The 25570-nt window shown below is 40.3% G+C and carries 22 protein-coding genes and 1 pseudogene; 7 read left to right on the top strand and 16 right to left on the bottom strand.

The window, feature by feature from the left end; all coding sequences use genetic code 11:
* The first annotated feature begins 24 nt into the window (after window positions 1–24).
* Window positions 25–252: a helix-turn-helix domain-containing protein gene (locus FHK88_RS02135; RefSeq protein ID WP_227429127.1), complete on the top strand. Its 228-nt coding sequence runs from the start codon at window positions 25–27 to the stop codon at window positions 250–252.
* 42 nt (window positions 253–294) lie between these two features.
* On the opposite strand, the gene FHK88_RS02130 is transcribed toward FHK88_RS02135, so the two are convergent.
* The 3 genes from FHK88_RS02130 to FHK88_RS02120 all read right to left on the bottom strand — a co-directional run bounded on the left by FHK88_RS02130 (window position 295) and on the right by FHK88_RS02120 (window position 2700).
* The gene (locus FHK88_RS02130; RefSeq protein WP_227429126.1) at window positions 295–747 is read right to left on the bottom strand and encodes a GNAT family N-acetyltransferase; all 453 of its coding nucleotides are present in this window, start codon (window positions 745–747) and stop codon (window positions 295–297) included.
* Window positions 748–1022: 275 nt separating this feature from the next.
* Window positions 1023–1478: a GNAT family N-acetyltransferase gene (locus FHK88_RS02125; protein ID WP_227429125.1), complete on the bottom strand. Its 456-nt coding sequence runs from the start codon at window positions 1476–1478 to the stop codon at window positions 1023–1025.
* Window positions 1479–1611: 133 nt separating this feature from the next.
* A complete protein-coding gene (locus FHK88_RS02120; protein ID WP_227429124.1) occupies window positions 1612–2700 on the bottom strand; it encodes a zinc-dependent alcohol dehydrogenase family protein in 1089 nt (362 codons plus the stop codon).
* A 491-nt stretch (window positions 2701–3191) separates the two neighbouring features.
* On the opposite strand from FHK88_RS02120, the gene FHK88_RS02115 reads away from it, so the two are divergent.
* On the top strand, window positions 3192–3524 hold the full coding sequence (locus FHK88_RS02115) for a rhodanese-like domain-containing protein (RefSeq protein ID WP_227429123.1): 333 nt from the start codon (window positions 3192–3194) through the stop codon (window positions 3522–3524).
* 101 nt (window positions 3525–3625) lie between these two features.
* On the opposite strand, the gene FHK88_RS02110 is transcribed toward FHK88_RS02115, so the two are convergent.
* The 8 genes from FHK88_RS02110 to FHK88_RS02075 all read right to left on the bottom strand — a co-directional run bounded on the left by FHK88_RS02110 (window position 3626) and on the right by FHK88_RS02075 (window position 15444).
* Complete coding sequence (locus FHK88_RS02110) at window positions 3626–4282, bottom strand: hypothetical protein (protein ID WP_227429122.1); 657 nt, start codon at window positions 4280–4282, stop codon at window positions 3626–3628.
* A gap of 53 nt (window positions 4283–4335) precedes the next feature.
* Window positions 4336–5256, bottom strand: a complete 921-nt coding sequence (locus FHK88_RS02105) for a tetratricopeptide repeat protein (protein WP_227429121.1) — start codon at window positions 5254–5256, stop codon at window positions 4336–4338.
* Between the two features lie 3 nt (window positions 5257–5259).
* On the bottom strand, window positions 5260–7293 hold the full coding sequence (gene ligA / locus FHK88_RS02100; RefSeq protein WP_227429120.1) for an NAD-dependent DNA ligase LigA: 2034 nt from the start codon (window positions 7291–7293) through the stop codon (window positions 5260–5262).
* Between the two features lie 114 nt (window positions 7294–7407).
* Window positions 7408–8397, bottom strand: a complete 990-nt coding sequence (locus FHK88_RS02095) for a cell division protein ZipA C-terminal FtsZ-binding domain-containing protein (protein ID WP_227429119.1) — start codon at window positions 8395–8397, stop codon at window positions 7408–7410.
* A 189-nt stretch (window positions 8398–8586) separates the two neighbouring features.
* On the bottom strand, window positions 8587–12525 hold the full coding sequence (locus tag FHK88_RS02090) for an AAA family ATPase (protein WP_227429118.1): 3939 nt from the start codon (window positions 12523–12525) through the stop codon (window positions 8587–8589).
* A 142-nt stretch (window positions 12526–12667) separates the two neighbouring features.
* Window positions 12668–13603 (bottom strand): hypothetical protein, encoded by a 936-nt coding sequence (locus tag FHK88_RS02085; RefSeq protein ID WP_227429117.1) that lies wholly within the window; start codon window positions 13601–13603, stop codon window positions 12668–12670.
* A 213-nt stretch (window positions 13604–13816) separates the two neighbouring features.
* Complete coding sequence (locus FHK88_RS02080; RefSeq protein ID WP_227429116.1) at window positions 13817–14632, bottom strand: sulfite exporter TauE/SafE family protein; 816 nt, start codon at window positions 14630–14632, stop codon at window positions 13817–13819.
* Window positions 14633–14670: 38 nt separating this feature from the next.
* Window positions 14671–15444: an NUDIX hydrolase gene (locus FHK88_RS02075; RefSeq protein ID WP_227429115.1), complete on the bottom strand. Its 774-nt coding sequence runs from the start codon at window positions 15442–15444 to the stop codon at window positions 14671–14673.
* Window positions 15445–15614: 170 nt separating this feature from the next.
* On the opposite strand from FHK88_RS02075, the gene FHK88_RS02070 reads away from it, so the two are divergent.
* Complete coding sequence (locus FHK88_RS02070; protein WP_227429114.1) at window positions 15615–16178, top strand: NUDIX hydrolase; 564 nt, start codon at window positions 15615–15617, stop codon at window positions 16176–16178.
* A 12-nt stretch (window positions 16179–16190) separates the two neighbouring features.
* Here FHK88_RS02070 and FHK88_RS02065 read toward each other — a convergent pair whose 3' ends face one another.
* On the bottom strand, window positions 16191–16658 hold the full coding sequence (locus FHK88_RS02065; RefSeq protein WP_227429113.1) for an Lrp/AsnC family transcriptional regulator: 468 nt from the start codon (window positions 16656–16658) through the stop codon (window positions 16191–16193).
* A 388-nt stretch (window positions 16659–17046) separates the two neighbouring features.
* Here FHK88_RS02065 and rarD point away from each other — a divergent pair, with 388 nt between their 5' ends.
* On the top strand, window positions 17047–18039 hold the full coding sequence (gene rarD / locus FHK88_RS02060) for an EamA family transporter RarD (protein ID WP_227429112.1): 993 nt from the start codon (window positions 17047–17049) through the stop codon (window positions 18037–18039).
* 177 nt (window positions 18040–18216) lie between these two features.
* On the opposite strand, the gene smpB is transcribed toward rarD, so the two are convergent.
* Window positions 18217–18693, bottom strand: a complete 477-nt coding sequence (gene smpB / locus FHK88_RS02055; protein ID WP_227429111.1) for an SsrA-binding protein SmpB — start codon at window positions 18691–18693, stop codon at window positions 18217–18219.
* A gap of 293 nt (window positions 18694–18986) precedes the next feature.
* On the opposite strand from smpB, the gene coaD reads away from it, so the two are divergent.
* From coaD to FHK88_RS02040, 3 genes are all read left to right on the top strand, one after another.
* Window positions 18987–19550, top strand: a complete 564-nt coding sequence (gene coaD, locus FHK88_RS02050; RefSeq protein WP_264480575.1) for a pantetheine-phosphate adenylyltransferase — start codon at window positions 18987–18989, stop codon at window positions 19548–19550.
* A gap of 17 nt (window positions 19551–19567) precedes the next feature.
* Window positions 19568–19816, top strand: coding sequence for a YfhL family 4Fe-4S dicluster ferredoxin (locus tag FHK88_RS02045; RefSeq protein ID WP_227429110.1), 249 nt, complete (start codon window positions 19568–19570; stop codon window positions 19814–19816).
* Window positions 19817–20089: 273 nt separating this feature from the next.
* Entirely contained in the window at window positions 20090–20656 is a 567-nt protein-coding gene (locus FHK88_RS02040) for a superoxide dismutase family protein (protein ID WP_227429109.1), read from the top strand.
* A gap of 260 nt (window positions 20657–20916) precedes the next feature.
* Here FHK88_RS02040 and topA read toward each other — a convergent pair whose 3' ends face one another.
* The 3 genes and pseudogenes from topA to FHK88_RS02025 form a co-directional block, all read right to left on the bottom strand.
* Window positions 20917–23562: a type I DNA topoisomerase gene (gene topA / locus FHK88_RS02035; RefSeq protein ID WP_227429108.1), complete on the bottom strand. Its 2646-nt coding sequence runs from the start codon at window positions 23560–23562 to the stop codon at window positions 20917–20919.
* 332 nt (window positions 23563–23894) lie between these two features.
* On the bottom strand, window positions 23895–24455 hold the full coding sequence (locus FHK88_RS02030) for a hypothetical protein (protein ID WP_227429107.1): 561 nt from the start codon (window positions 24453–24455) through the stop codon (window positions 23895–23897).
* Between the two features lie 216 nt (window positions 24456–24671).
* Window positions 24672–25328, bottom strand: a pseudogene (locus tag FHK88_RS02025) (ParA family protein); the annotation flags it as partial.
* Between the last annotated feature and the right edge of the window lie 242 nt (window positions 25329–25570).

Here is a 25570-nt window from a genome sequence, read left to right as displayed (position 1 = left end):
TCAAGTAGACAAAGGTGGTTATTTTTGCAAACAATTTACAATGAAACGTATCGACAACTCATTCAAATATTAGTCAAAGCACGTAAAGATGGGGGTTTAACACAACAACAAATTGCAGACAAACTTGATAGACCTCAATCTTTTATCGCAAAAATTGAAGGTTTTGAGCGAAAATTGGATGTACTTGAATATATAGAAATTTGTACTATCCTAGGTATCAATGCAGGCGACACCATTAACTCTGTTTGTTAGACATTAGTAGAGATACTAAAGTTAACAACCATATAATTAGTCCTATAAATCATGGCGATACTGCACCATATCGGTCTTTGTCGCCAGCGTATCATATAGCTTGCGGGCGGTGCTATTGTGCGCTTGCGTTACCCAATACACCCGATTGCAATGTTTGGATTGAGCAAACGTATACACCTGCTCTATCAATGCCCGACCCACGCCTTGCCCTCGCACACACTCACTGACGTATAAATCTTCTAAATAGCAACAATCACTGGCATTCCATGTATTGGGGTGCAATACCACATGCACAAAGCCGACTAAGAGTGATTCACCTTTTTTATCTATCCACGCTCCAAAGCCATAAATATTGCTGTCATTGCTAATAATACGTTGCCAAGTATTGTCTATCACCGCATCACTTAGCGTGGTTTGATAGAAATCAAGATAGCCTTGCCATAGGCTAAGCCAATGTTTATGGTCGCTAGGTGCTAAAGGTTTGATAATGGGCATGGAATTTCCTTTGAATGGGGTGAATTTCGGCATACTTATTAGGGTCTGTTGAACTTTCACCCCGTCAGGCTAATACCTACAAGGGATATAGCTACTTTTTACTTTCATGTAAAAATTGGCTAAATTTGCCTTATCCTGCGTTAATGAACTTGTTAATATCCCGATATTACCTGCGTTCATTGCCTTGACTAAGACAAATTTAATCTCAATTTTTCCTATGAAGATGAATGTTCAACAGACCCTAGAAGCAGAGAATATTCTCTCTTTTAAAACGCTTAAATTTTACAAACCATACGGTAAGCCACCAGCTTACCCTCTTCGGTTATCTCATCTATCACTTCAAAGCCATTTTTTTGATAAAACGCTTTGGCGGTAATGGTTGACTCTGCACCTAGCTCATTAATACCTTGATTGCGATAATGTACTTTTGCAGTATCTAATAGACGCTTGCCAATGCCTTGTTGCTGTTGGTTTGGCTCTACATAATTTAATAATATCTCACCTTTTGCTGATATCAGCAAAAACCCAACGATTTTCTCCGCCTGTTTACAAACAAGTGAATAATTATGCTTTACCCATAAAGCTAGGTTTTCCTCTGTTTTATTGGCTAACCACGCATCAATACTGGTTTGATTATTATGATGGTCAGCATGACAAGATAAAATACTATTGTGTATCACTTGAATAATACTTTTTACGTCACTTAATTCGGCTTTATCAATATCAATCATTTTATTATCTCTAGTCGCTACTTATAAAAATACAGGCTATCCATCATATAGAGTTAACGTTATAAATTAAACCACAAAAAAAATCCCCAATAATAAATATCGGGGATTTTTTTAAATAGTGAATAACGACAAATTATTCATCAAAATCAATGATTACTTTCATCGCATTTTCTTCAGAAGCATGTTTAAACACATCATAGGCTTTTTCCATTTCAGCAAATTTGAAATGGTGCGTTGCTAATTTTTCTAATGGTAGTTTACCAGAGCAACATGATTTAAGTAGCATGCCAGTAGTGTTAGCATTGACTAGACCAGTGGTGATGGTTAGGTTTTTAATCCATAGTTTTTGGATTTCAAACTCAACAGGCTTACCATGTACCCCGACGTTGGCAATATTACCACCAGCTTTAACGATTTTTTGGCAGATGTCCCAAGTTGGCTCAATACCGACCGCTTCAATGGCACTGTCTACACCTTTACCATCTGTCATCTCTAATACTTTGGCAACCACATCACCGTCACCAGAGTTTAGAGTATGAGTAGCACCCATCTCTTTTGCCATCGCTAGACGGTTGTCATCTAGGTCGATAACGATGATATTGGCAGGTGAGTAAAATTGTGCCGTCAATAACACACCCATACCAACAGGACCAGCACCAACGATGGCGATGGTATCACCGGGTTTTACATCGCCGTACTGCACACCGATTTCATGACCTGTTGGCAAGATGTCTGACAAGAATACTGCCACATCTTCATTAAGCTCTTCAGGTAGCTTATATAAAGAGTTATCTGCATAAGGGGTACGCACATATTCTGCTTGTGTACCATCAATCATGTAGCCCATAATCCAACCGCCCTTGTTTTCACAATGAGCATAAAGTTGTTTTTGGCAATTTTCGCACGAGCCACAACGGCTAACACAAGATACGATGACTTTATCGCCTTTTTTAAAGTTGCGAACGCTATCACCCACTTCTTCAACAATACCGATACCTTCATGCCCTAAGATACGACCATTCCATTCACCAGTCTCAGCTTTTGCCGTTTCTTCAATCTCAGGGTTTTTACCTTTCCAAATCCCCAAATCTGTACCACAAATAGTAGTTTTAGTCATACGGATGATGGCATCGGTAGGCTGTAAAATAGTTGGCTTATCTCGCTCTTCAAAACGAATATCATCACCGCCATAATAAACCATCGCTTTCATTTTATCACTCATAGTTATCTCCTGTTATTGTGTTCAATATTTAAATCAAATTAATTTGTTTTTTGTAGCTTAGAAGCTTCTTTGCTATGGTTTTATTATACGCTTTTTTTTATTAATTCACAATTTTATTTACTTGAAAATCCCTTTATAATCAATATGTTATATTATAACATTAGTAATAAAAATGTCATCTATTTTGCTATTAAATTGATTGAAAACATATCATTTAAATGAAGAAAAATTTTAATTTTATTAACCAAAATAACAATCATCAATTAAGTATAATCATTTAATCATAGAATAGAATAAGATAAGCCCATTTAGTCAATCTCATATAATTTCACTACAAGACAACCAAGTGAAGATAGTATATGTAGTACATCAAGTAAGGTTAACGCTATGGTGAATTTATAGTAGGCAGACTATACTATTACTTATCCATATTATCTCTGACGCCATGACTTAGCAGAGATAATTGAATATTCGGCTATTAAGGAAACCCCATGATTAGAGAAATTCATGTCACTAAGCTTGCTCAAGAGTTGGCAGATAATAATTTAACCACCCAAACTGCAACCATTTATGACGTGCGTGACCCTGAGGCTTATCAGGCGGGGCATATTGAGGGAGCGGTCAATCAACCTGTTAATGATGGTGTAAATAAAGACTTACTGGACGCAAGCGAAGGCACAATTTATGTGCTATGTGGCGGTGGTAGCAAAGCACCGAGATTTGCAAATCTGTTAAATGAGCTGGATAGCAGTCGTGATATTGTGGTGCTAACTGGTGGCACAAGAGGGGCAAAATCAGCAGGTATGCTGATTATTGAGGAATAGGTTTTGATTATTTTGAGCTGACCAAGCAAACCCACCAAATGATAGAAAATGGGCGTATTAGGTATTTGCTAATATGTCTTACAGGGCTATATTAAAAAAACTCATTTTAGTCTATAAGGATTTTTTGAAAGCTCAATTTTAACTTCGGTATCACTTAGTAACTTAGCCAGATATGGTTGATATTGAGTAGCAGCAGGTGCAATATAGACTTTATCTAAATTATCCTTTACAGACTCATTGTATTCTACATATAGAAATCTTCCAAAATCCAACTTAACTTTATCCTCTTTTAACGAGGTGATATAAACCATCCGACATTCCTGCTCTTCTTGAAATGCGGCATGCTTAATCAAGTACTTTAAAGGTAATAAAATTTCATTAAGCAAAGTATCATACTCTTTTAATAAGTCACAATAATTTTTATCTAACTTTTTCTTGTCTTGTACAAGTTTTTTATAGCTTTTCTCTGCTTTTTCTAAGTCTTTATAAGTAGCTTTTAACTTATTAAATTCTCTTTTAAAATCATTTGTCTTATCATTTATAAACTTCTGATAATCTATCCAATTTTGTTCAGCCTGCTTACTATCATTGCTAGACTCACGATAAAAAGTAATTCGATTACGCTGGGCTAGATGGACGTAATCATTGCTAGCATCTTCATAGATGCATGCTGGGTCAATATAAACACAACGCATAATAGGTTGCTTACCAATACTCACATTAGATATATCTAAATCTTTTTCACTCTTTTCTTGCAACTCAATTTCCCTATCGGCAATAGAGTTGGTCTGGTCATAAATAGCTAAATTAGTCAGCCCATTAAATCCTTGATTATTAAAAAATTTTTATTAAATACTAAGCTGACACCTGATGCCTCAAGGTTATCTTTTTTTCCATAAAGACGAAACTGATTTAAGCTGTCATGATTAAAGGTAAAACAGCTTACAAAAGCATGAAAATCAGCATCAAAATCAGGATTGATATACCTATTTTGTTTATCATGCTTTAAATAATCTAATAACAACTGCCCTTCACTCGGATCATTAACATTATTAATAGTATTTAGGCGGAATGGACTGGCTTTCTCCTTGCCTTTTTGGTTAAGTAATATATCAGCAGTTGCAGGGCTGGTATAATGAGCTAATTTACGTTCTGCTGGCTGACTATCAGAAGATTGACTACCTCGATAATTAAAGTCAACTTTTAATATATATATAATATCTAATACTAGATTAAATAGCTTTTGATATAACTTTCCTACTTCTCTGCTATTATCTGTAATAAGTAAATTACATATCTTAATAAAACACTCCGATTCATAACGATAAAACGACTTAGACTCAGTGTAATGCTTTATTGCCTCTTTATATTGTTCTTTTCCTAAGTAATATTGAGCAATACTAAACTGTGCCCTTGTATAAGCTTCTGAACTATCTTCAGGTAGAATATTTTGCCATGTTTCAACAGCATCCTGAGATCTTTCCAGTTCTTTAAAAGCTAATCCAATATTAAACTGTACCTTTGCATGAATTTCATCACTATCTTCAGGTAGAATATTTTGCCATACATCAATGGCTTGCTGAAAATCGCTCTTATTAAAAAAAACCCTCCCGATATCTAATTGAGCTTGAGCATACTGTTCTTTTCCGTCTTTGTTCCGAGTAACTTTTTGTAGTTTTATAATCTGTTCCTGAGTTTCTTTGTCTAACTTTTCTAAATTATAAGTACTCATATATCACTCCCCCACCAATCCCAAAAACTCATCTTCACTCACCACTTTTACCCCTAGCTTTTCTGCTTTGGTAAGTTTTGAGCCTGCTTTTTCACCTGCCAGTAGTGCAGTAGTTCTAGCAGAAATACTGCCCGATACTTTTGCACCCATCGCTTGCAGTTTGGCTTTTGCTTCATCTCGTCCCATACTCGCAAGTGTCCCTGTAATCACCCACGTTTGCCCATCTAATGGCAAATCTGCATTGGCGACTTGCTCCACTTTATCCCAATGCACACCTGCATTTTGCAATGCAGTAATCACTTCGATATTATGCTCGGCTCGGAAAAAGTCAAAAATCAGCTCGGCAGTGATATCACCGACATCAGGGGTTTGTTGTAATTGCTCGATACTGGCAGACATCAGCTCAGGCAAATCGCCAAATTGTTGTGCCAGATTTTGAGCCGTGGTTTCGCCCACACCCCGAATCCCTAAGGCATAGATAAATCTAGGCAAAGTGGTTTTTTTACTGTTCTCAATGGCAGTCAGCATGTTTTGCACCGACTTTTCGCCCAATTTTTCGAAGTTTACCAAGTCTTCTTGATGCTCTTGTAAATGGTAAATATCCGCTACCGTTTTTAGCAGTCCATGTTCAAAAAAGCTAATCAGCCAACGCTCACCCAAGCCATCAATATCCATCGCCCGTCTTGATACAAAATGGATTAACGCCTCTTGTTGCTGAGCAGGGCAAAACAGCCCACCACTACAACGTGCCAATGCTTCACCTTCGGGTAGTACCACTGGCGAATCACACACAGGGCATTGCTCAGGCAAAGTCACAGGCTGGCTGTCATCAGGACGCATCTCCTCCCACACTCGGGTAACTTTGGGAATCACGTCTCCTGCCCGATGTATACTGACAGTATCGCCTGCCCGCACGTCCAAACGCTGAATTTCACCAAAGTTATGTAGGGTAACGTTACTAACAGTGACCCCACCGACTTGCACAGGCTCTAACTTACCGACTGGGGTGAGTTGTCCTGTACGTCCAACTTGCCATTCAATGGTGTTTAGTCGAGTCATCACCGTTTCGGCAGGGAATTTATAAGCAGTCGCCCAACGTGGCTCTCGTGATAAAAAGCCAAGCTGTGATTGCAAGTCAAGGTCATTAACCTTTATCACCGTACCGTCAATCTCAAATGGTAAGTCAGGACGCTTTTCAATAACCGATAGATAGTAGGCTTGCGCTTCTTCTAGGTTTTTCACCACTTGCACAGCACTGACAGTAAAGCCAATCTCTTTAAGCCATGCCAAAGCCTCAGACTGAGTGTTGATACTCTCAGGTAAGCCTTGATTGACCGAATAGGCATAAAAAGCGAGAGGACGAGAGCCAGCGATGGCAGGGTCAAGTTGGCGTAGGCTACCCGCCGCCGCATTGCGAGGATTGGCAAAAGTTTTATCGCCTTTTTGCTCGGCTTCTCGGTTAAGCTTCTCAAAGCCTGCCTTAGGCATAAGCACTTCACCACGTACTTCTAGTAACTCAATATCACTGGCTTGCTCAAGGATTAATGGCAAGTTACGAATGGTTTTCACATTTTGGGTGATGTCCTCACCCACTTTGCCATCACCCCGAGTTACCGCTTGTACAAATTGTCCATTTTCATATTTTAAAGACACCGCCAAGCCATCAAGTTTTAACTCCATCTCATATTCTGGATTTTGTTGCGAGGTGCTTAAACGGTCATTAATACGACGCATAAACTCGCCCAAGTCCTCACGATTAAAGACATTGCCCAGTGATAACATGGCGATATCGTGGGTGACTTGGGTAAAAAATGGTAGTGGCTTATCACCAACAGTATTGGTTGGGCTGTCAGCTTGGATAAGCTCTGGGTTTTGCACTTCTAAGGCGACCAGCTGACGACGCAACTGGTCATATTCATTATCGCTAATAGTGGGGTTGTCTAGGACATAGTAGGCGTTATTATGGATACGTAGCTCTTTGATTAAGGTACGCATTTGCTGGATAATTTGTGAATTGGTAGAGGTTTGCTTGCTCATAATCGCCATCTTTGTTCATTGTTAGTAAGAAATTAGATGGCGATATGATAGCAATTTTATATAGGTTTTGGGGGAGCAGTTCTGTCAAATCAGGCAATCTTTGCCATTAGGATACTAATATTGAAACTCACGTATTTGATGACGCATTTTTTGTTTTTGTTCCCGAGTCAGTGGCTGATGATTCTCATCCAACACTTTTAAATCCAGCTCCTTGGCAATCATCACTGCACTGCTTATCATACTATCGAAACCCTGTAATGCTTTAGGATGAGGAAGAGATAAGAAAAATACCAAGCCGTTATATCGTGATTGTGGCAATGTATTTAGGTCAAATGGTGTGATACCATCATGATTGACCCCCATCATACTAAACCATAATATGCCTGTACCGTCTTTATTCTCATAACGGTGAAACATATTCATTGCCCCATATTTCATACCATACTGATCGACAATCGCCAGTAAAGTCACACCATCAATGACTCGAAAGCCATCTTCTGGAACAAGGGTAATATTAACATTCTCTGTCGCATGGTTAAGTGGGCTGTTTTGATCTTGATCAGCAGATGCCATTAGATGGTTATCTAATATGGGGCTGTTTTCAGTGAATGCTGGCGCTTCAGCAGTCTCAACCGCTGGTGAGATATTCGCTGTTGCTGAAGCCAGATTTGAAAATAAATCCGGCTCTGCCTCTTTATCATCTAATATCTCTTTTGAAAGAGCTGAAACCTCCTGATCATCAGCTTGACGACGCTCAGCTTCCCATTGTGCTTGCTCAGCAGTTAGGTGATCACTATCATATGCTTGTGCTGTAGCATCATAAGCTGACATCGCATCTGTCTGTGCTGGAGTTTCATCAATCACTGCTTGCAAATGACTACGGTCAGGGGTAATCACCGTTTCGCCACCCAAGCTATCATCAAAATCTGGCTCATCGACCAAATTGCGCTCATGACGGGGCAAAATAGGGATACCATTTTTATCACGAATTAAGGCTGCTTGTTGCTTAGCAGCACGCCGCTTCATACCACGATACATCATGTATAACCCTGCAAGCATGATTAAAACAGCAATAACAATCAGAATAATCTCAGTCGTGGTCATGATAACGATGCCCCTATACTTTAATAATTAATTAGCAAAATAAATAACAGCAGAATAATAGAAATGATGGGTTAATACAGCACAGCTCAGATGCCCATAGTCTAGCATGGTTACCATAAGCCGTCATTAACTGAGCCATAAATCTTCATCACAAATCAATACCTATATTTAGCCACTCATCCTATCAGATTAAATAGGATTGGTATTTGTTTCAAGATACTGCTCTGCCTCATCTAAAGTGACACTGACCAATGTTGATATGCCAGCATTGGGCATGGTAATCCCTTTTAGCTCATCAGCAATTTGCATCGCCAGTTTATTATGGCTAATAAAAATAAACTGTACCTCACCTGCCAGCTCATGGATTAGGTTGGTAAAACGTCCAACATTGGCATCATCTAAGGGAGCATCGACCTCATCAAGCACACAAAATGGAGCTGGGTGCTGTTTAAAAATGGCAAAAATCAGGCTTAATGCGGTCAAGGTTTTCTCACCTCCTGACAACACCGCCAGTCGACTATTTTTCTTACCCTTTGGTTGAGCCATCAATTCAATACCTGCCCGCCACTGCTCAGCTTTGCTCAAGCTATCATCTTGTTGCAAAGTCAAACTGGCATGACCACCGCCAAACACTTTGGTAAATAACTCTGCCAAATCACGATTCACCGCCTCTAAGGTGTGCATAAATAGGGTTTTGGTTTTGCCATCAATGGTGGCGATGGCATCGGTTAGGGTATCCATGCTTTGGCGAATATCATCAATCTGTTGCTGTAATGGGGCAAGTCTGGCATCAACCTCCTCAAGCTCGGCAACGGCGGTTAAATTCACCGCACCGATTTTATCAAGCTGTTGTTTTAGCTGATTTTCTTGCTGGTGCAGTTGCTCTAAGTTATTCCTATTAGAGGCATGGCGTTTTGCCCACTGCTCACCGCCATGAGCAATCATTTCTGCCAAAATGGTCGACGGGCTAATCCCACTATCTAAGGCTTGCAAGCGTTCACTTGCCTCGGTAATACGTTCATTAGCAACGGCAAGCTGACTGCGACAATCACTAAATGCCTGCTGAATCTGGGTTAATTTATTTTGCCACTCATCAAGCTGTGCTTGGTGCTGTGCCTGCTCATTTTTAAACCCATTAACGCTCGCAAGATGTTCCTCAAAGGCAATTTGCTGTTCATGATGGGCTTGATTAGCCGTTTTTACTGCCTCTTCTAGTTTGGGCAATTTTTGTTGTTTGCTTTGATAATAGGTTTGGGTTTTTTGCTCACTGCTCTGCAAACGCTCAGCTTCCACTTGTAGCTTTTCAAGCTGTTGCTGTTGATGTTGTATCGCCAGTTTACTTTGTTGTATTTCAAGCTGTAGGGCTTGCAGGGCATTGGCATTTTCTTGCTGTTGACGTTGGGCAGTCGCTCTTTGCTCTGCCAGTTGCTCATTGCGTTGTTGATAGTCGCTCAGTTTGGGTTGTAGCTCTGCTAAGTCTTGGGTGACATTTGTCAGTTTATCAGTTAGCTTATTTTGCTCAGTGGTTAATTCTTGTTTTTCTTGCTCGAGTTGCTCACGCTCTTGTTGCAAACGAGCTTGTTCACTTTGTTGCCGTTCAAATTTATTTTGTAGCTCACGCAGTTGCCCTTGCGTTTGGTGCTGTTGCCCTGTTAAGGCAGTGGCTTGGGCGGTTAACTCTTCTAGGTTAACGCTAAGATGGTCATGCTCAGTGGTGAGTTGTTTGATAAATTGATTGCTGTCGTCTATTTGGCTTTCTAATTGCTCAAGTTCCTCTTCAAGCTGTGCTAACTGTGCTTGTTGCTGTTCTTTTTCTAGGCGTTGGCTTAAAAAGTGGGCTTGATTGGCATTATTTTGATAATTCTTACCTGCCAATTTACTGATATGCACTGCCCCAACTTGGCTAATCAGCCACCCTGTTTTGGTTAAGACAATCGCCCCCAAAGGTAGATTTTTGAATAATACACTCAAAGTATGCGTGGTCGGTTTAGCATTGTTATCATCACCGACATATAAATAGCACTGTTGCCACAATGCCAGTTGTGGTTTGGCAATCAGTTCAGATAGTGGCACGATGGATAAGGCGTGTTGCTTATCAGCAGTTAACAAGTTGTGATTACTTTCACACTGAGTAAACCAGATACTATTAATGGGTTGGTTAATGGATTGAGCTTTGTTATCCGTTTTTTTACCTGATTTTTTATCCGCCTTTGTATCAGTACCCTTGTCTGTTTGGCTGTGTATTTGTTGGCTAAGTTGTGCTAATACCGCAAAATTTATTTTATCTGTTACAGCCTTCCCATTTAATTCATCATTAAAAAAATCAGCAAATACCCGACTATCTAACCACATTGCAAGCCACATATCCAGAGTATTGGCAAACGCTTTACCTTGTTGGCTTAATTCAATTTGCTCACTGAGTTTTGGTAGCTTAGATAGCGATAGCTCAGATAGCCAGTTGTTTGCAGGTTGGTTAGATTGATTGGCTATATTTTGTTTGTGGCTGGTTTGTGTTACTTGGGTTTGCTGTGCTTGTGGTGTTTGAGGCTTTGGGGAGTAAACAATACGGTGCAGGGCATCATACTGCCCTGATAAACTGGCATGGCGTTTTTCTAAGCTATTATGGCTGTTTTGCTGGCTTAATAATTGCTGTTTAACCTCATGAAACTTGGGCTGTAGCAGTTCTCTCTCATCAGCGATATTGTCTTGCTGACGGTTTAAGCTGGCAATCTGTACGTTAAGTTGCTCAATCTGCTCAGCAAAAGGCAGGTTGAGATTGTCATCACTGACTTCACTCGTTTGCTGATTGGCTTGTTGATAAGCCTGCCACTGCTGTTGCCAGAGTTGCTGTTTTTGTTGCCATCTATTCAGCTGATTGTTGATTTGCTCTTGGGCTTGCTTGGCTAGGGCATGCTGTTGCTCAAGTTGTCGCTCGCTATCTTGCAATGCCCCTAACTGTTGTTGCACTTGTTGCCATTGTTTGTTGAGCATAGCAAGTGATTGGCTATTTTGTTCAAGATTTTGGTCGTTTAGCTGTTGTTGCAGGGTGTCAAATTGTGGTTGCAACTTATCAAGGTGGGCTTGCTGTTGTTGCAAGCTGTCGGTTAGCTCAGCTTGCTCTTTGACGTTTTGCTGTTGCTTAGCAAGCAGAGTTTGCAAACGCCGTTCGTCCTGCTCTAGCTCATTTTGTAGGCTTTGTAGTTGGTGTTGTTGCTGTTGCAAGGCAAGCTGGTACTGGTGCTGTCGCTCTTTGGCATTGTCTTTAAGCCATTCTGATTCAGCAAGTCGTTCGTTTATTTTTGCCAGTTTGGTTTTTTGACTGCTGATTTGCTGTTGCTCAGTATTGATTTGCTGTTGTAGGCTATCAAATTGGGCTTTGTGCTGTTGTTGTTGCAGTTTGGCATTGACCAGTTGAGTGATGGCAAGCTGTTTTTGTACTTCTTCTAATTCGGTTTGAATGGCTTGATAACGCTTGGCATTTTCGGCTTGTTTGGCAAGCGTTTTTTGTCGTTTTTCCAGCTCACTACTGACATCATTAAGACGGGCTAGGTTTTCTGCGGTTTTTTCCAGCTTTTTTTGCGTTTCTTCTCGGCGGGCTTGATAGCGTGACACCCCTGCCGCTTCTTCGATAAACTCACGCAACTGCATGGGGCTTGAGTCAACAATCCGCCCAATCATACCCTGCTCAATCACTGCATAGCTACGTGAGCCAAGCCCTGTTCCCAAAAATACATCAATCACATCACGACGACGACAGCGTGTGCCATTGATAAAGTAGTCTGATTTGCCCTCTTTATTAACCTGACGACGCACTGACAGTTCGTGATATAGGTTTAGCTCATGGCGTATACCGGTGTGTTCATCTTGGGTATGCTCAAAGGTCAGCTCAACACTGGCAAGGCTTTTGCCCGCTTTGTCCTGTGTGCCTGCAAAGATGACATCACTCATCGCCCCACCCCGCAACTGCTTGGCAGAGGTTTCACCCAATACCCAACGGATGGCATCAATGACATTAGATTTGCCACAACCATTAGGACCTACAATGGCGGTAATGCCATATTTGAAGGTAAAGGTGGTCGGATTGGCAAAGGATTTAAAGCCTGCCAGTTTGAGGGATTTTAGACGCATGAGTTAAAGATATGAAGAACTAAGAGAAAAATAGAGGCGTATTTTACCTTAATTTTGCTAGTATTTTCACATTTATTATATGAGCTACAGCAAGATATAAAGTCTATAAATAGAGCTTTCAAATATCAGGCTCAGTTACATATTAACCATACATAAAAGATTTTGATTGCAAGCTATGGTTAAATCCTGCCAACAGTTTTCTTTCAACTTGGCATAACTCATTATCTGCTAAATAACTTTCATTAAATGCTATAAACTCTTGCCATGTTATGCTGGCTATTGTTAAGTTATTTGCAATACTGATGATATCTTCCGTCAGTAAATTTGCATATTTTATTGGGTTTTTCTGACAATATGCGAGCTCTTTTTCTACCATCTCTTCCTGATTTATTTGCATTGGCTGACTACCAATAAATAGCAATAAAAAACCAGCATCTGAGTGAATAAACTGCTTTTCTACCAAGTAATGATACATAAAACTATACTTTAATATTTGGTCAGGATTTTTTTTACCATTTAGCTTTAACTCATTGGCAACCAATATCGTTGCGTCATGGTTATACGCCAAGTTATCCATAAACATAGCTTTTAATTTAGTGCTACATTCAAAGATGCCACTATTGCCATGTGTCGCCCAAGCATAGCCCTTTGTAATATCTACAAACTGAGAGTAAAAAACATCTAAATATTTATCACTACATAAACTTAAAAATATATCAAACTCTTTGTTTAAATAGTCTTCAGAGAAAAACTTTACTCTTCTTAGTGCCTCACGTACGCTACAAATACCAGTCGTCTTTTTAGAATAGGTCTGTAACTGCTCCGTCGCTTCCATTTGATGCTGTAGCTTTTTCTTAATAATCGCTTCAATCTGCTCCGAAGACTTACCACGCATCTCAGGCATGGTTGCCCACTCAATAATCTGTCTTTGATACTGTGACTTAGTAATACCTAATATACTTTGTGGTGTCCATGCAATAAACTCCACCATATTTGATAAGCCTGTCGTCCATGGTATGTATTGTTTTAAATGGTCAATAGAGCCAAATATTTGGCGATATTTATCTGTTGCTTTCACGAATAACAACCTCTTATTTTTTATCTACTACCACAAAAAACTTTCATGCTAGTAAATCGCCTGCCAGCATTTGCTTGCTATCTATAGACAAAGAAGTCTAAAACAGATACAAAGCAACCGATTACAGATAGTACAGTTGTATAGCAAACGTATTAATAGCTACTTAGTAACTCTTTGACTATAGAGGATTTAATACTTTACTGTCCCTATTTGCTAAACAATCCCCATTCCTGCCAGTCCTGACCACAATAACTGTCCGCCAGCAAAGGTTAGCAATACACCAAATGCTTTTTTTAAGGTTGTTGCAGGTAGTTGGTGTGCCAGTTTTGCCCCCACTTTTGCTGTAATAAAGCTGGCGACAGAGATACATACAAAAGCAACAATATGCACAAACCCTATCGTACCTTGTGGTAGATTTGCCACATCTTGCCCAAACCATGCAAAGCCCAAAGCCCCTGCCACAGCAATCGGTAAACCACAGGCTGCCGATGTGCCAACTGATTGACGCATGGATAACCCTGACCAGTTTAAAAAGGGTACAGTCAAACTACCACCACCAATACCAAAAATTGCTGAGGCAAGCCCAATTCCTGTTCCTGCCCCAAACTGTACGGGTGGCTTTGGCAAGGGTTTCCCAAGTTGTTCTTTATTGGATAAAAACAGCATTTTAAATGCCACCAATAAGGCAGCAGCACCAATCATCGCTTGCAACATCAGCCCATTAATCTGGTCAGCAACCGCCGCCCCTGTTAAGCTCCCAATCACCAGCCCACCTGCCATATATTTCCAGACGTCCCAACGTACACCGCCACGCTTATTATGTGCCATCAGTGAGCTAATTGAGGTGACAATGATGGTCGCCAATGATGTGCCTACTGCCAAATGAGCCACCACATCAGGTGAGTAATGATAAGCGGTAAATATCCACACCAACGCAGGCACAATAATCATACCGCCACCAATGCCAAACAGCCCTGCACACAGTCCTGCAAACATCCCTGCCAAAATAAACCATATCACCATTGTCATAATATATCCTTGTTAACGATTTTTATTTGTTACAACATCTACTGGCTATTTTGTAGCCGATAATACCATTCTATCTGTCTATCAAAGCCTATCTGTAGCAAGCTGGCAATGATACGTCCTGTCAGCCCCCACACCGTTTCATCATCAATAATCCAGCTTGGTGAAGCAACCATCGAAGTCTGCTCACCTTGGGTATAGGCAAAGACATAATCCACCGTGGGCTGAGTAATCAGCATCTCAAAATCCGCCCAAAATATACGCTCAATCTCACCCAGCTCAGGCACATAAATCACATCAGGTGCGACCAAAGCAACAATTGGACGCACAACCAATCCTGACTTTGAGCGTTGCGTTGGTAGTTGTCCCAATATCTGCACGGCGTTGGGTGGTAACGCCGTCTCTTCACATGCCTCACGCAAAGCGGTCACCACATTATTACCATCATCTGCTTCATGTTTTCCCCCAGCAAACGACACCTGCCCTGCATGTGAGCTTAAATGCCCTGCTCGTCTGGTCAGTAGTAGCTTGGGTGCTGGCTCATTGGTGATGGCAACCAATACAGACGCATCTGCAATCGGCGTTTGATAAAGTTGTTGCAAAATCTGTGATGCGTCTGCGATGTCAGAATCGCTAGATGCCTGTCTTTGTTTATCCATTTGAGGCACATCTGCTTGCTTGCAGTCTGTTACTAGCCATGTTTGTAACCGTTGTGCCAATGTTTGTAAAATCGGTTGCTCAATATGTGCGGGTAACGCAACGACAAGCTCATCAAATCGTATAGAATGGCTATGAGTTGGCGAAGAAATTGACATAGAAAAATCACTTAATATTGGATGACTGATAGCGTAACGCAAATAGCATCTTGGTGCATCATTTTTATATGAGTTTGTATGAGATAGATAGAGAAGATACTAAGTCACCTATTTTAATGATAATATTTATCATCAGATAGGGCATATTGAATATTTTATAAGGATAAAAAATGGCGTACTGTTTACAATGCGGGCATCAAGCAGAACAAAAAATCCCCGAAGGCGACCATAATTTACGCTTGGTTTGTCCAAGCTGTGACTATATTCACTACGAAAACCCCAAAGTTATCTGTGGTGCGTTGGTGATCTATGAACAAAAAGTATTGCTATGCCGTCGTGCGATTGAGCCTCGTTATGGCTACTGGACACTGCCTGCTGGATTTATGGAAATTGGCGAAACCATCGCACAAGGGGCATTGCGTGAAACTGTCGAAGAAGCCGATGCCATCGCTACCAACCCACACCTTTATTGTATTTATGACATTCCTGATATTGGTCAGATTTATGTTTTATACCTCACTGATTTACAAGATGGCAAGTTTGGCACAGGTATCGAAAGCCTAGAATGTGCTTTATTTAGCGAAGATGAGATTCCGTGGGATGAGATTGCGTTTGAAGCAGTGAAACGTACCCTAAACCATTATTTTACTGACCGCCAACATCATTACAACCACAATGACTTTCCCTTGCATCAAGAACAAATCGCTAAAGATAAAAGTATTAAACGTTATTAGGGGCTAATAATGCTAATCTAAGGTAATTTTTGTGCCACTTTTGGTAAAGTTCATCACAAACTGACTTTTAAAATTACGCACATTGTTTTCATAGGTCAATGTATCACGAGTAAAACGGTGGTAGTCGCTCATATTTTTGGCATTGACTACCAATAAAAAATCAAAATCACCCGATACCTCATAGCAACTCATCACTTGTGGCTGGTCGTGCATCAGCCTTTCAAAGCGGTGTTGCATCGAGGTATTAGAACGCTCCATCTCTATCATCACAAAAGCAGTCAGCCCATAGCCCACTTTGGTGGGGTCAACAATGGCGACCTGCTTGCTAATCACCCCTGTTTCTATTAAATGTTGCACTCGACGCTGTGCCGTTGCCACCGAAACATGAACCTTTTCAGCAATAATTTTTAGTGGCAAGGTCACATCATCTTGAAGCAAATTCAAAATGGCTTTATCTGTTTCATCAAGGTGAGTCATCATTACTTCCCAAGTTAATCAGTTCCACATTAATCAGTTTACTCGCACACTATTGAAGGTTCTATCTGTCCAATATTAATAATTAATAAGAGACGCAACCATATTTTTCTTATATAGAGTCTGTTGAACATTCATCGTTATAGGAAAATTTATCAACGCTAAATATCCTAGAACATAAAAACGAATAAAATCATAATATATTTAATATAAAATTAATAGTAATTCTCATAGAAACAATATTACCAATAATTTTTATCAAATAATTTATATAAATGATAAATAAATTCTATTTTTCCCTATATTAGAGAAATATTATCACTCTCTGTGTTTAAAATATCAAACATAATCCATTGAATATAACAAGTTACATATAAAGGGATAAACACACATCATGTCTACTTTGGCACGCTATCGCACACAACTACTACAGCCAACATGGTTTTATAAACACGACCGTACTCAGCAAACACTGATGCTCGGTGTGGCACTTGCGGTGTTATCTAATGTGCTGTTTGGTGTGTTATATACTTATAGCAGTTGGCTAGCACCCTTATCTGGCACGCAAGTCTTTATCTGGCGTGTTATTGCCATGTGGGTTGCCATTATCAGCTTTTTGGGTGTTTCAGGTAAAATGCACCAAAGTGTGCAAACTTTAAAATCTCTAAAAACTGCCAAACAATGGGCATGGTTACTAATACCAACGCCTATTTTTGCCAGTCAATTTTGGCTATTTATGTGGGCTCCTGTCAACGGACAAGGCATCCAAACGGCAATGGGCTATTTTTTATTTCCCTTAATGATGGTGCTATTTGGCTGTATTTTCTTTGGTGAAAAACTGTCCAAATTACAATGGGTCGCTGTTGCCTTAGCTGGGCTTGGTGTTAGCAGTGAGCTAATTCGTACACACAGCGTATCATGGGCGACTTTATGGGTGTGTACGACTTATCCTATTTATTACATTATGCGTCGTAAACAAGGCATCTCGGCATTAACTGGGCTGTTGGTTGACTTGACGATATTAGTACCTTTTGCGGTAGGATATTTGTTATTCTTCGCCCCCTCTGCATTAACTACTGTTGCAGGCTCAGGTTATTTAATGGTGCTATTGGTTGGCTTAGGGGTGATTAGTATCTTAGCCATGCAGACCAATGTTGATGCCAGTCAAAAACTGCCTGTTAACGTATTTGGTATGCTTAGTTATTTAGAGCCTGCACTGTTATTTATATTAGCGGTTACTGTACTGGGTAATCCTTTTGAAACAGAAATGCTATTTAGTTATGGGCTAATTTGGGCGGGGATTGCTTGCTTGATATGGCATGGCATACAAAGCTTTCGCAATAATCAAAAAAATCGCACCAATACACAGACACTTGGTATAAATTAAGCCTATCAACTCTTAATTGTTTCCATAAAAAACGTAAAAAAATAGGGGGTTATGCTGATATAACCCCCTATTTTTATGTCTTCAATTATTGAAAAAATATCATCCGTACGGGCTTGGTACAGTGAATGTTTTAGTGAACTGGCAACAGAAAGAGAGCCTAAACTTATACAAACAACATCAATCCAAATGATGTTTAAAGCCACGCTGTTTGTCACGCTCCCAGTCACGGTCTTTTAAGGTTTTGCGTTTATCATGCAATTTTTTACCCTCAGCCAATGCAATCTGACATTTCACCAGCGACTTTTTCCAGTAGCAAGATAAAGGCACACAGGCAAAGCCTTTTTGATTAACCGCCCCAAAGAGTTTATCAATCTCACGGCGGTTTAGTAGTAGCTTGCGGGTACGGATATTGTCTGGGTTGACATGGGTTGAGCTAGACAATAACGGCTGAATATGGGCACCAAATAAGAATGCTTCTCCATCTCGAAATATCACATAAGCTTCGGTAATACTCATTTTACCTGCACGAATGGCTTTTACTTCCCAGCCTTCTAATACCAATCCTGCTTCAAAAGTCTCTTGAATAAAGTATTCATGACGGGCTTTTTTATTAGCACAGATTTGATTCTCTGGTTTCTTTGCTTTTTTTGCCATAATATGGTGTCTCCTAGTCCTCAATATTTTGAGTCGAACTAATGATTATAACAATATTATTGCAAAACGTTGATGCAAGCTTTGTAACCTCTTCTTAATTTATCTTCTTATTTTACTTTTCATACTTATTATATATTATTGATTATGTAGCTAATTAGTAGCTCTTTGACCGTGTAAAGCCGACAAAACCTATAACGATACACTTTAAACAATGCGTAAGGTCGCAAAATTTGATACGATATCGCTCAAACGTCACCTTGTGATTCTTCTAGCAAACCAATCAGACAATGACCATGACTCAAACCAGCACAGCAACTCTAACTGTACCGTCTTCTGCTCACTCAGAGACCAAACCGATATCTACCTTACATACCAGAATCGTTTATCCCGGTACATTTGACCCCATTACCAATGGTCATATCGACTTGGTACACCGTGCCGTAAAGCTGTTTGATGAAGTGGTGATTGCTGTTGCACTGGGACACCATAAAAAGCCGATGTTTGATTTTGAAGAACGAGTTAAACTGGTAAAAACGGTATTTGAGCATTTACCACAAGTTTCTGTGGTTGGCTTTGAAGGCTTATTGGTTGAGTTTATGCGTGAGCAAAATGCCACAGCCGTCTTGCGTGGATTGCGTGCGATGTCTGACTTTGAATATGAATTTCAGCTTGCCAATATGAACCGTGAGCTGGATGATAAGTTTGAAGCGGTGTTTTTAACGCCATCACAAGACTATTCTTTTATCTCGTCAACCATGATTCGTGAGGTTGCTAAACTAGGTGGTGATGTTTCAAAGTTTGTTCCTGACTGTGTGTTAGCTGAATTTGCCAAAAAACGGGCAAATAACTGGCAGTAAGCCTGTGGGAGAAAATTATGGCACTATTAATCACTGATGAATGTATTAACTGTGACGTGTGTGAACCTGTCTGCCCAAATGATGCCATCTCAGAAGGGGATGATATTTATGTCATCAACCCTGACCTATGCACCGAGTGTGTGGGGCATTTTGATGAGCCTCAATGTGTCGAGATTTGCCCCATCGACTGTATCCCCAAAGACCCAAATCATGAAGAGAGCCAAAGTGACTTAATGGCAAAGTTTCAAAGAATTACAAAACAGTAATCCTTACCAGTCCTTCATATTTCCATCATACCTTCATAATCTATAAGCCATGTAATTAAACACCTATCAATGCAACCATTTATTGCTCGCATACCTATAGATTTATGATTATTATTTCAATATAATCAACAACTTATCTAGTAGTTTATGCTTAAACAACCATCAATGCTGATATGTTCACAAAATATCGCCTCTTGATAAATATAGTCAAAGAACGACTGTAGTGAATACTCAGCATTTATTAACCTCCATTGCTATAGATAGGAAATGATTATGCGAACATTAAAAACTTCCACTTTGTTGCTTGGTAGTACACTGGTCTCTGCCACCCTTTTATCTGGTTGCCAAAATATTCAAAATCAGATAAAACCTGCTCAACCACTGAATGAACCTGAGCTACAAGCAACCATTCAAAGTGTTGATGGAAACCAAGCTAACATCGGACAAATGCATCTTAGCCAAGTCGCTGAAGGTGTACGAGTGTATGGACAAATCAACAACTTACAGCCAAATACCACATATGCCATACATATCCATGAAACAGGAAGTTGTGATGATGCAGGTCACACCGCAGGTGGACATTTCAATCCTGACAATAATCCTCATGGACACCCTGATGACCCAAATAGTCACGCTGGTGATTTACCCAATATCACGGCTGATGCTAACGGAACTGCCACTATGGATTACATCAAAAAAGGGCTGACTGTAGACATGAACTCAAAGTATAGCGTTTATAATCGCGCCTTTATTCTACATGCGCATGCAGATGACTATACAACTCAACCTACTGGTGGTTCAGGCGCCCGCATTGCTTGTGGTATCGTTGAGAAAAACTAACTTTATGTCTGATATCAGACATAAATCTATTAGAGCTTTATCTATCAGCGAATACATTGAGACTATAGAAATACACTCATAAATGGGAGAACACAGACACAGTAAACACAAGTAATGTAGCTGTCGTTTAGTATTTCTTTTATATACTTGAGCTGAATGAAGATAGATATAGGTACTAAAAAGCCCTCACTGCAATTTAAACAGTGAGGGCTTTTTAATGATAATTCTGACAGATATGACAAATCAGGTCTGTGGAACAGTTAAGCTTCCTCCACCCATTTACCTTTACGCCAGTACAGTCCCCAGCGGGTTGCTTTGCCCGTTTTTTGGTTTTCTGAGCCAACATACTGTTCTTTTTGTTTGCGTGACCAGCGTAAAATGGTGGGATTACCATCTGGATCTTCATCGGGTGCATCAAACAAATATTGGAACTTCTCTTCTAACTTATCTTGGATAGAGCGTAACTCAGATAGCTTGGGCGCACGAGTCTCACGAATTTTAGGGAACTTTGATGCTGCCAAAAACATACCCGCCGCACCTTCTCTTAAAATAAAGTGGTCATCATGCTTAGTAGACTTTAACTCTGGCATATCAATGGGGTCCATACGTGGTGGCGCAGGTTCACCATTTTTGAGCACTTTACGGGTATTATCACACTTTTCACACGCAAAATAAGGACCAAAGCGTCCTGTTTTCAGCTCCATCTGTCCATCACACTTGTTACAGTCAATGGTTGGTGCATCTGAGCCAGGAACTTCAAATTTACCTTCCTCAAGGATATAACCATCACAGTCTGGGTTGTTACCACATACATGCAGTTTTAAACCACCATCGACGATATAGCCATCCATCGCTGTCTTACATTTTGGACAGCGTTTTTTCTCCATCAAATCTTTGACTTCAGCAATGTCATCATTCTCAGCATCGTCCAAATTCGCAAACGCCTCTACTGGCATCAGGTTTTTAGTCCCTTTGCAACGCTCTTTTGGTGGTAGGTTATAGCCTGTACAACCTAAGAAAACGCCTGTAGAGCCATTGCGTAGTTGCATTGGGCGTGCACATAAATCACAATGAATGTCTGGCACATCTGTTGGGTCATTCGGGCGCATGCCTTCTTTATCTTTGGCATGCTCTAGCTTGTCTTTAAAATCACCATAAAAAGCATCTAAGACATTTTTCCAGTCTTGTTCACCTTGTGCCACATGGTCCAGCTTGTCTTCAAGCCCTGCGGTAAACGCATAATCCATCAAATCTGGGAAACTCTCGGTCAATCTATCAGTAACAATATCACCCATTTTTTCTGCAAATAGGCGCTTATTCTCAAGTTTGACATAACCACGGTCTTGGATGGTAGAAATAATCGCAGCATAGGTAGAAGGTCGTCCAATGCCTCTTTTTTCTAGCTCTTTTACCAGACTGGCTTCTGTATAACGTGCAGGTGGCTTAGTAAAGTGCTGGCTAGGGTCAAGCTTCACCAAGTCTAATACATCGCCTTGTTTCACATCTGGAAGCAAAGTATCGTCTGTTTTTGCAGGTGGCAATACTTTAGTATAACCATCAAATGTCATGGTACGACCACGAGCTTTTAGCTCTACATTATCTGCCTCTACTATCAAAGTCACAGAAAGATATTTTGCAGGAAGCATCTGACAGGCAACAAACTGTCGCCAAATCAGCTCATACAATCGAATGGCATCACGCTCTACCCCTTTAAGCTGGGTCGGCTTTGTTTCCACATTGGTCGGACGTATCGCTTCGTGTGCCTCTTGTGCATTTTGCTTGCTACCATAGAAATTTGGCTTTTCTGGCAAGTATTTTTGACCAAAACTACTTTCAATATGACTGCGCACACTGGCTAAGGCATCGGCAGATAAAAACGTCGAATCGGTACGCATATAAGTGATATGCCCTGCTTCATACAGCCTTTGAGCCAATATCATGGTTTTCTTCACCGAGAAGCCCAAGCGTGTACTGGCGGCCTGCTGTAGTGTTGAGGTAATAAATGGCGCACTGGGACGAGACTGTGTTGGCTTTTCTTCACGGGAGTTAACCACAAACTTGGCAGGTTTTAATATTGCCAACACTGCATCAGTCTGTGCTTTATTGCTCAGTTTGAGGGTTTTTCCTGCCTGCTTAATTGCTTCTAAACGAATGGGGGTTGAGGCATCAGATTTTACTGTGGTGTCTGCATGAATTTGCCAATATTCTTCAGGGATAAACGCCCGAATTTCTTTTTCACGCTCAACCACCAAGCGAGTCGCAACTGATTGTACCCGCCCTGCTGATAATCCCCGTGCGATTTTTTGCCACAGCAAGGGCGACACCATAAAGCCAACCACTCGGTCTAAAAAACGCCTTGCTTGCTGAGCATTAACACGGTCAATATCTAGCTTTCCGGGTTGCTGAAATGCACTTTGAATGGCAGATTTAGTAATCTCATTAAACACCACACGTTGATATTTGCTGTCATCACCACCGATAACCTCGCGCAAATGCCATGCAATCGCTTCCCCTTCTCTATCCAAATCCGTTGCCAGATAGATTTTATCGGCTTCTTTTGCCAGCGACTTTAACTCTTTGATTACTTTTGTTTTATTAGGCAGTACTTCATATACAGCCTTCCAACCATGCTCAGGGTCGACACCCATCCGTCTCACTAATGCCTGCTGTGCCTTTTCTGCTTTGCTCAGACTCTCTTCAGCTTTGGTGGTTTTTTTTGTTTTACTACTGCCACCCACTGGTAAATCTCGTACATGTCCAATACTAGAACGCACGATAAAGTCATCACCAAGATATTTATTAATTGTTTTTGCCTTGGCGGGGGACTCCACAATCACCAGTGACTTACCTTTTGCACTGGCAGAAGTCTTTGTGGTGGTGGTTTTGTTACGAGCGGTTTTTGCCATATGTGATGACACCCTGTTAATAAAAATAAAAGTTGTTAAAAATATAAAAAAGCATGCAAAAAAGCACAGTCTATTTGGGCAAAACGACCCATTCCATTGGTTTTTCTATCCAAACAACCGATAAAATACCAATTTTTTCTTGCAAATCAACCAATTCAGTAAACATATGTACTTTATAATACCAACCTACGGTATCACAATTTTTCAATATTGAGAATACATAACAGGCGGTATAGGCTAAAACCAGTATACATTTATGCTAAGAAGAACAAAATACTGACAAAGATACCGTAACACAGTTTTAAAGATAAATCACTGATAGCATCACGGATTTAGTTTGGATTTAATCGCATTGCCCAGTCAGACAAACGCTCTTTTAGGCACATCAAGTCTGGCTCAATCTGCTCAGGGCAGTATTGTGGATTACTATTTGGTTTGACATAAGCACTGTCATCCCAAAATATCACCATACTATTGGCTTTACTATAAACAGCTTTGACAAAGGGGGCGATACGCTCAGGCAACGCCAATGGCTCTTTATCCAAATGATAATTTGGCATGATTGAATCGCTTTGAGAGTCTGACAAATTATCTATTGGTTTTTCTGCCAGTACAGGACGCAACTGCCCATCTATCACTTGATAACGTGTTTCAGGCAATTTGATATTTGGCAAAATCAAGGCATACTGAGCAATCATACCACTGCCATATTCATTATCTTTGCCTCGTATCCAGCTTGGACATGCTATCAGTTTTGGATTTAACTGCAACCGCCGAGCCGTCATACGCAACTTATCCAAGCGCTGTTCTACGCCACTTGGTTTAAGCGCCATGATACTGCCCAATACAAACAACACAATCGCAACGGCTATCCAACCACCTAACCCCATCATACCCTCACTCAATGTTACAAAACGTTTATTTTGATGAGCAGAGTAGATGATTTACTCATACCATGTCGAGTTATTTTTTTTACTGCCAGTCTTTTTGCTTTTACTCTCAGTCTTGAACTTCTGTTGATTGTCCTGACTACTCACAGCTTGTGTCTGCCGACTCAGCTCAGACAACCCTTGTGGTATATTGGCATCTGCCAGTATCTCTTCATATTCCTGCGCTACCTTTGGCATCAATGCTTCCATGACAGGTTGCCATTGTACCTGCACATCGCGATAACGTTTTTGATGCTTGTCAAATACTGCCAGTCCTTGCTCTGCCATCTGTGGGTATAAGCTACGCTCAGTAATCCATGCCAATGGCTGTTGCCCAATATTATCAAAAAAGTTAATCAAACTTTGGGTATTACTACTGCGTGCGCGCACTCGGTTTGCCAGCAGATGAATATCCACTTTCCCTTTACGGACTCGCTTAATGTCTTGAATAGACTTTAAAAATTGCTTGGTACTGTCTGCATCAAATACTGAAGGCAAAACAGGAATTAAAATCGCCTTCGCTTCACTAATCAATGACTCGGCACGCTCCCCTGAAAGTGATCCTGGTGCATCAATAATTAGCCAATCTTTTTTACCCAACTGTTTAGACGCTTTTTTTGGTAAATCACCAATATCATCTTCATCACGCCAATCTACCGCTAAAATACGTGGCGCTGTATCAGGTCTTTGCTTGAGCCATCTTAAGCTTGATTTTTGTGGGTCTGCGTCTGCCAGTGCAACTGTATGTCCCTGATTAGCTAATGCTGACGCAAGGGTAACAGCAATCGACGTCTTACCACAGCCACCTTTTTGGTTAGCAATGAGTACTGTATTCATAAGCATATCCCTAGCAATGTATTATTAAATTTTTAAAACCATAAAAAAAATATGGTTATTTATCATAACATTTTTATTTTCTTCTATTTATTTATATTAACGTATCATGATTAGGATATGTTACACATTCAGATAAGAAAATTGTTACTCAGTGTATGCACAAGCTGTATCACCACCACATACAGGGAGCGATGAAAAATACATTAGAAGGCGCGGATTCTTACAGCTATTTTTTACTTTCA

This window comes from Psychrobacter sp. I-STPA6b (assembly GCF_020662265.1).
GTDB lineage: Bacteria > Pseudomonadota > Gammaproteobacteria > Pseudomonadales > Moraxellaceae > Psychrobacter.
Note: the sequence above shows the minus strand (reverse complement) of the source record. Positions and strands in the feature narration are given on the sequence as shown.

Coding starts and splice junctions, on each gene's coding strand:
- FHK88_RS02130 (WP_227429126.1), bottom strand. CDS start 747: ATGCCCATTATCAAACCTTTAGCACCTAGCGACCATAAACATTGGCTT.
- FHK88_RS02125 (WP_227429125.1), bottom strand. CDS start 1,478: ATGATTGATATTGATAAAGCCGAATTAAGTGACGTAAAAAGTATTATT.
- FHK88_RS02120 (WP_227429124.1), bottom strand. CDS start 2,700: ATGAGTGATAAAATGAAAGCGATGGTTTATTATGGCGGTGATGATATT.
- FHK88_RS02115 (WP_227429123.1), top strand. CDS start 3,192: ATGATTAGAGAAATTCATGTCACTAAGCTTGCTCAAGAGTTGGCAGAT.
- FHK88_RS02105 (WP_227429121.1), bottom strand. CDS start 5,256: ATGAGTACTTATAATTTAGAAAAGTTAGACAAAGAAACTCAGGAACAG.
- ligA (WP_227429120.1), bottom strand. CDS start 7,293: ATGAGCAAGCAAACCTCTACCAATTCACAAATTATCCAGCAAATGCGT.
- FHK88_RS02095 (WP_227429119.1), bottom strand. CDS start 8,397: ATGACCACGACTGAGATTATTCTGATTGTTATTGCTGTTTTAATCATG.
- FHK88_RS02090 (WP_227429118.1), bottom strand. CDS start 12,525: ATGCGTCTAAAATCCCTCAAACTGGCAGGCTTTAAATCCTTTGCCAAT.
- FHK88_RS02080 (WP_227429116.1), bottom strand. CDS start 14,632: ATGACAATGGTGATATGGTTTATTTTGGCAGGGATGTTTGCAGGACTG.
- FHK88_RS02075 (WP_227429115.1), bottom strand. CDS start 15,444: ATGTCAATTTCTTCGCCAACTCATAGCCATTCTATACGATTTGATGAG.
- FHK88_RS02070 (WP_227429114.1), top strand. CDS start 15,615: ATGGCGTACTGTTTACAATGCGGGCATCAAGCAGAACAAAAAATCCCC.
- FHK88_RS02065 (WP_227429113.1), bottom strand. CDS start 16,658: ATGATGACTCACCTTGATGAAACAGATAAAGCCATTTTGAATTTGCTT.
- rarD (WP_227429112.1), top strand. CDS start 17,047: ATGTCTACTTTGGCACGCTATCGCACACAACTACTACAGCCAACATGG.
- smpB (WP_227429111.1), bottom strand. CDS start 18,693: ATGGCAAAAAAAGCAAAGAAACCAGAGAATCAAATCTGTGCTAATAAA.
- coaD (WP_264480575.1), top strand. CDS start 18,987: ATGACTCAAACCAGCACAGCAACTCTAACTGTACCGTCTTCTGCTCAC.
- FHK88_RS02045 (WP_227429110.1), top strand. CDS start 19,568: ATGGCACTATTAATCACTGATGAATGTATTAACTGTGACGTGTGTGAA.
- FHK88_RS02040 (WP_227429109.1), top strand. CDS start 20,090: ATGCGAACATTAAAAACTTCCACTTTGTTGCTTGGTAGTACACTGGTC.
- topA (WP_227429108.1), bottom strand. CDS start 23,562: ATGGCAAAAACCGCTCGTAACAAAACCACCACCACAAAGACTTCTGCC.
- FHK88_RS02030 (WP_227429107.1), bottom strand. CDS start 24,455: ATGATGGGGTTAGGTGGTTGGATAGCCGTTGCGATTGTGTTGTTTGTA.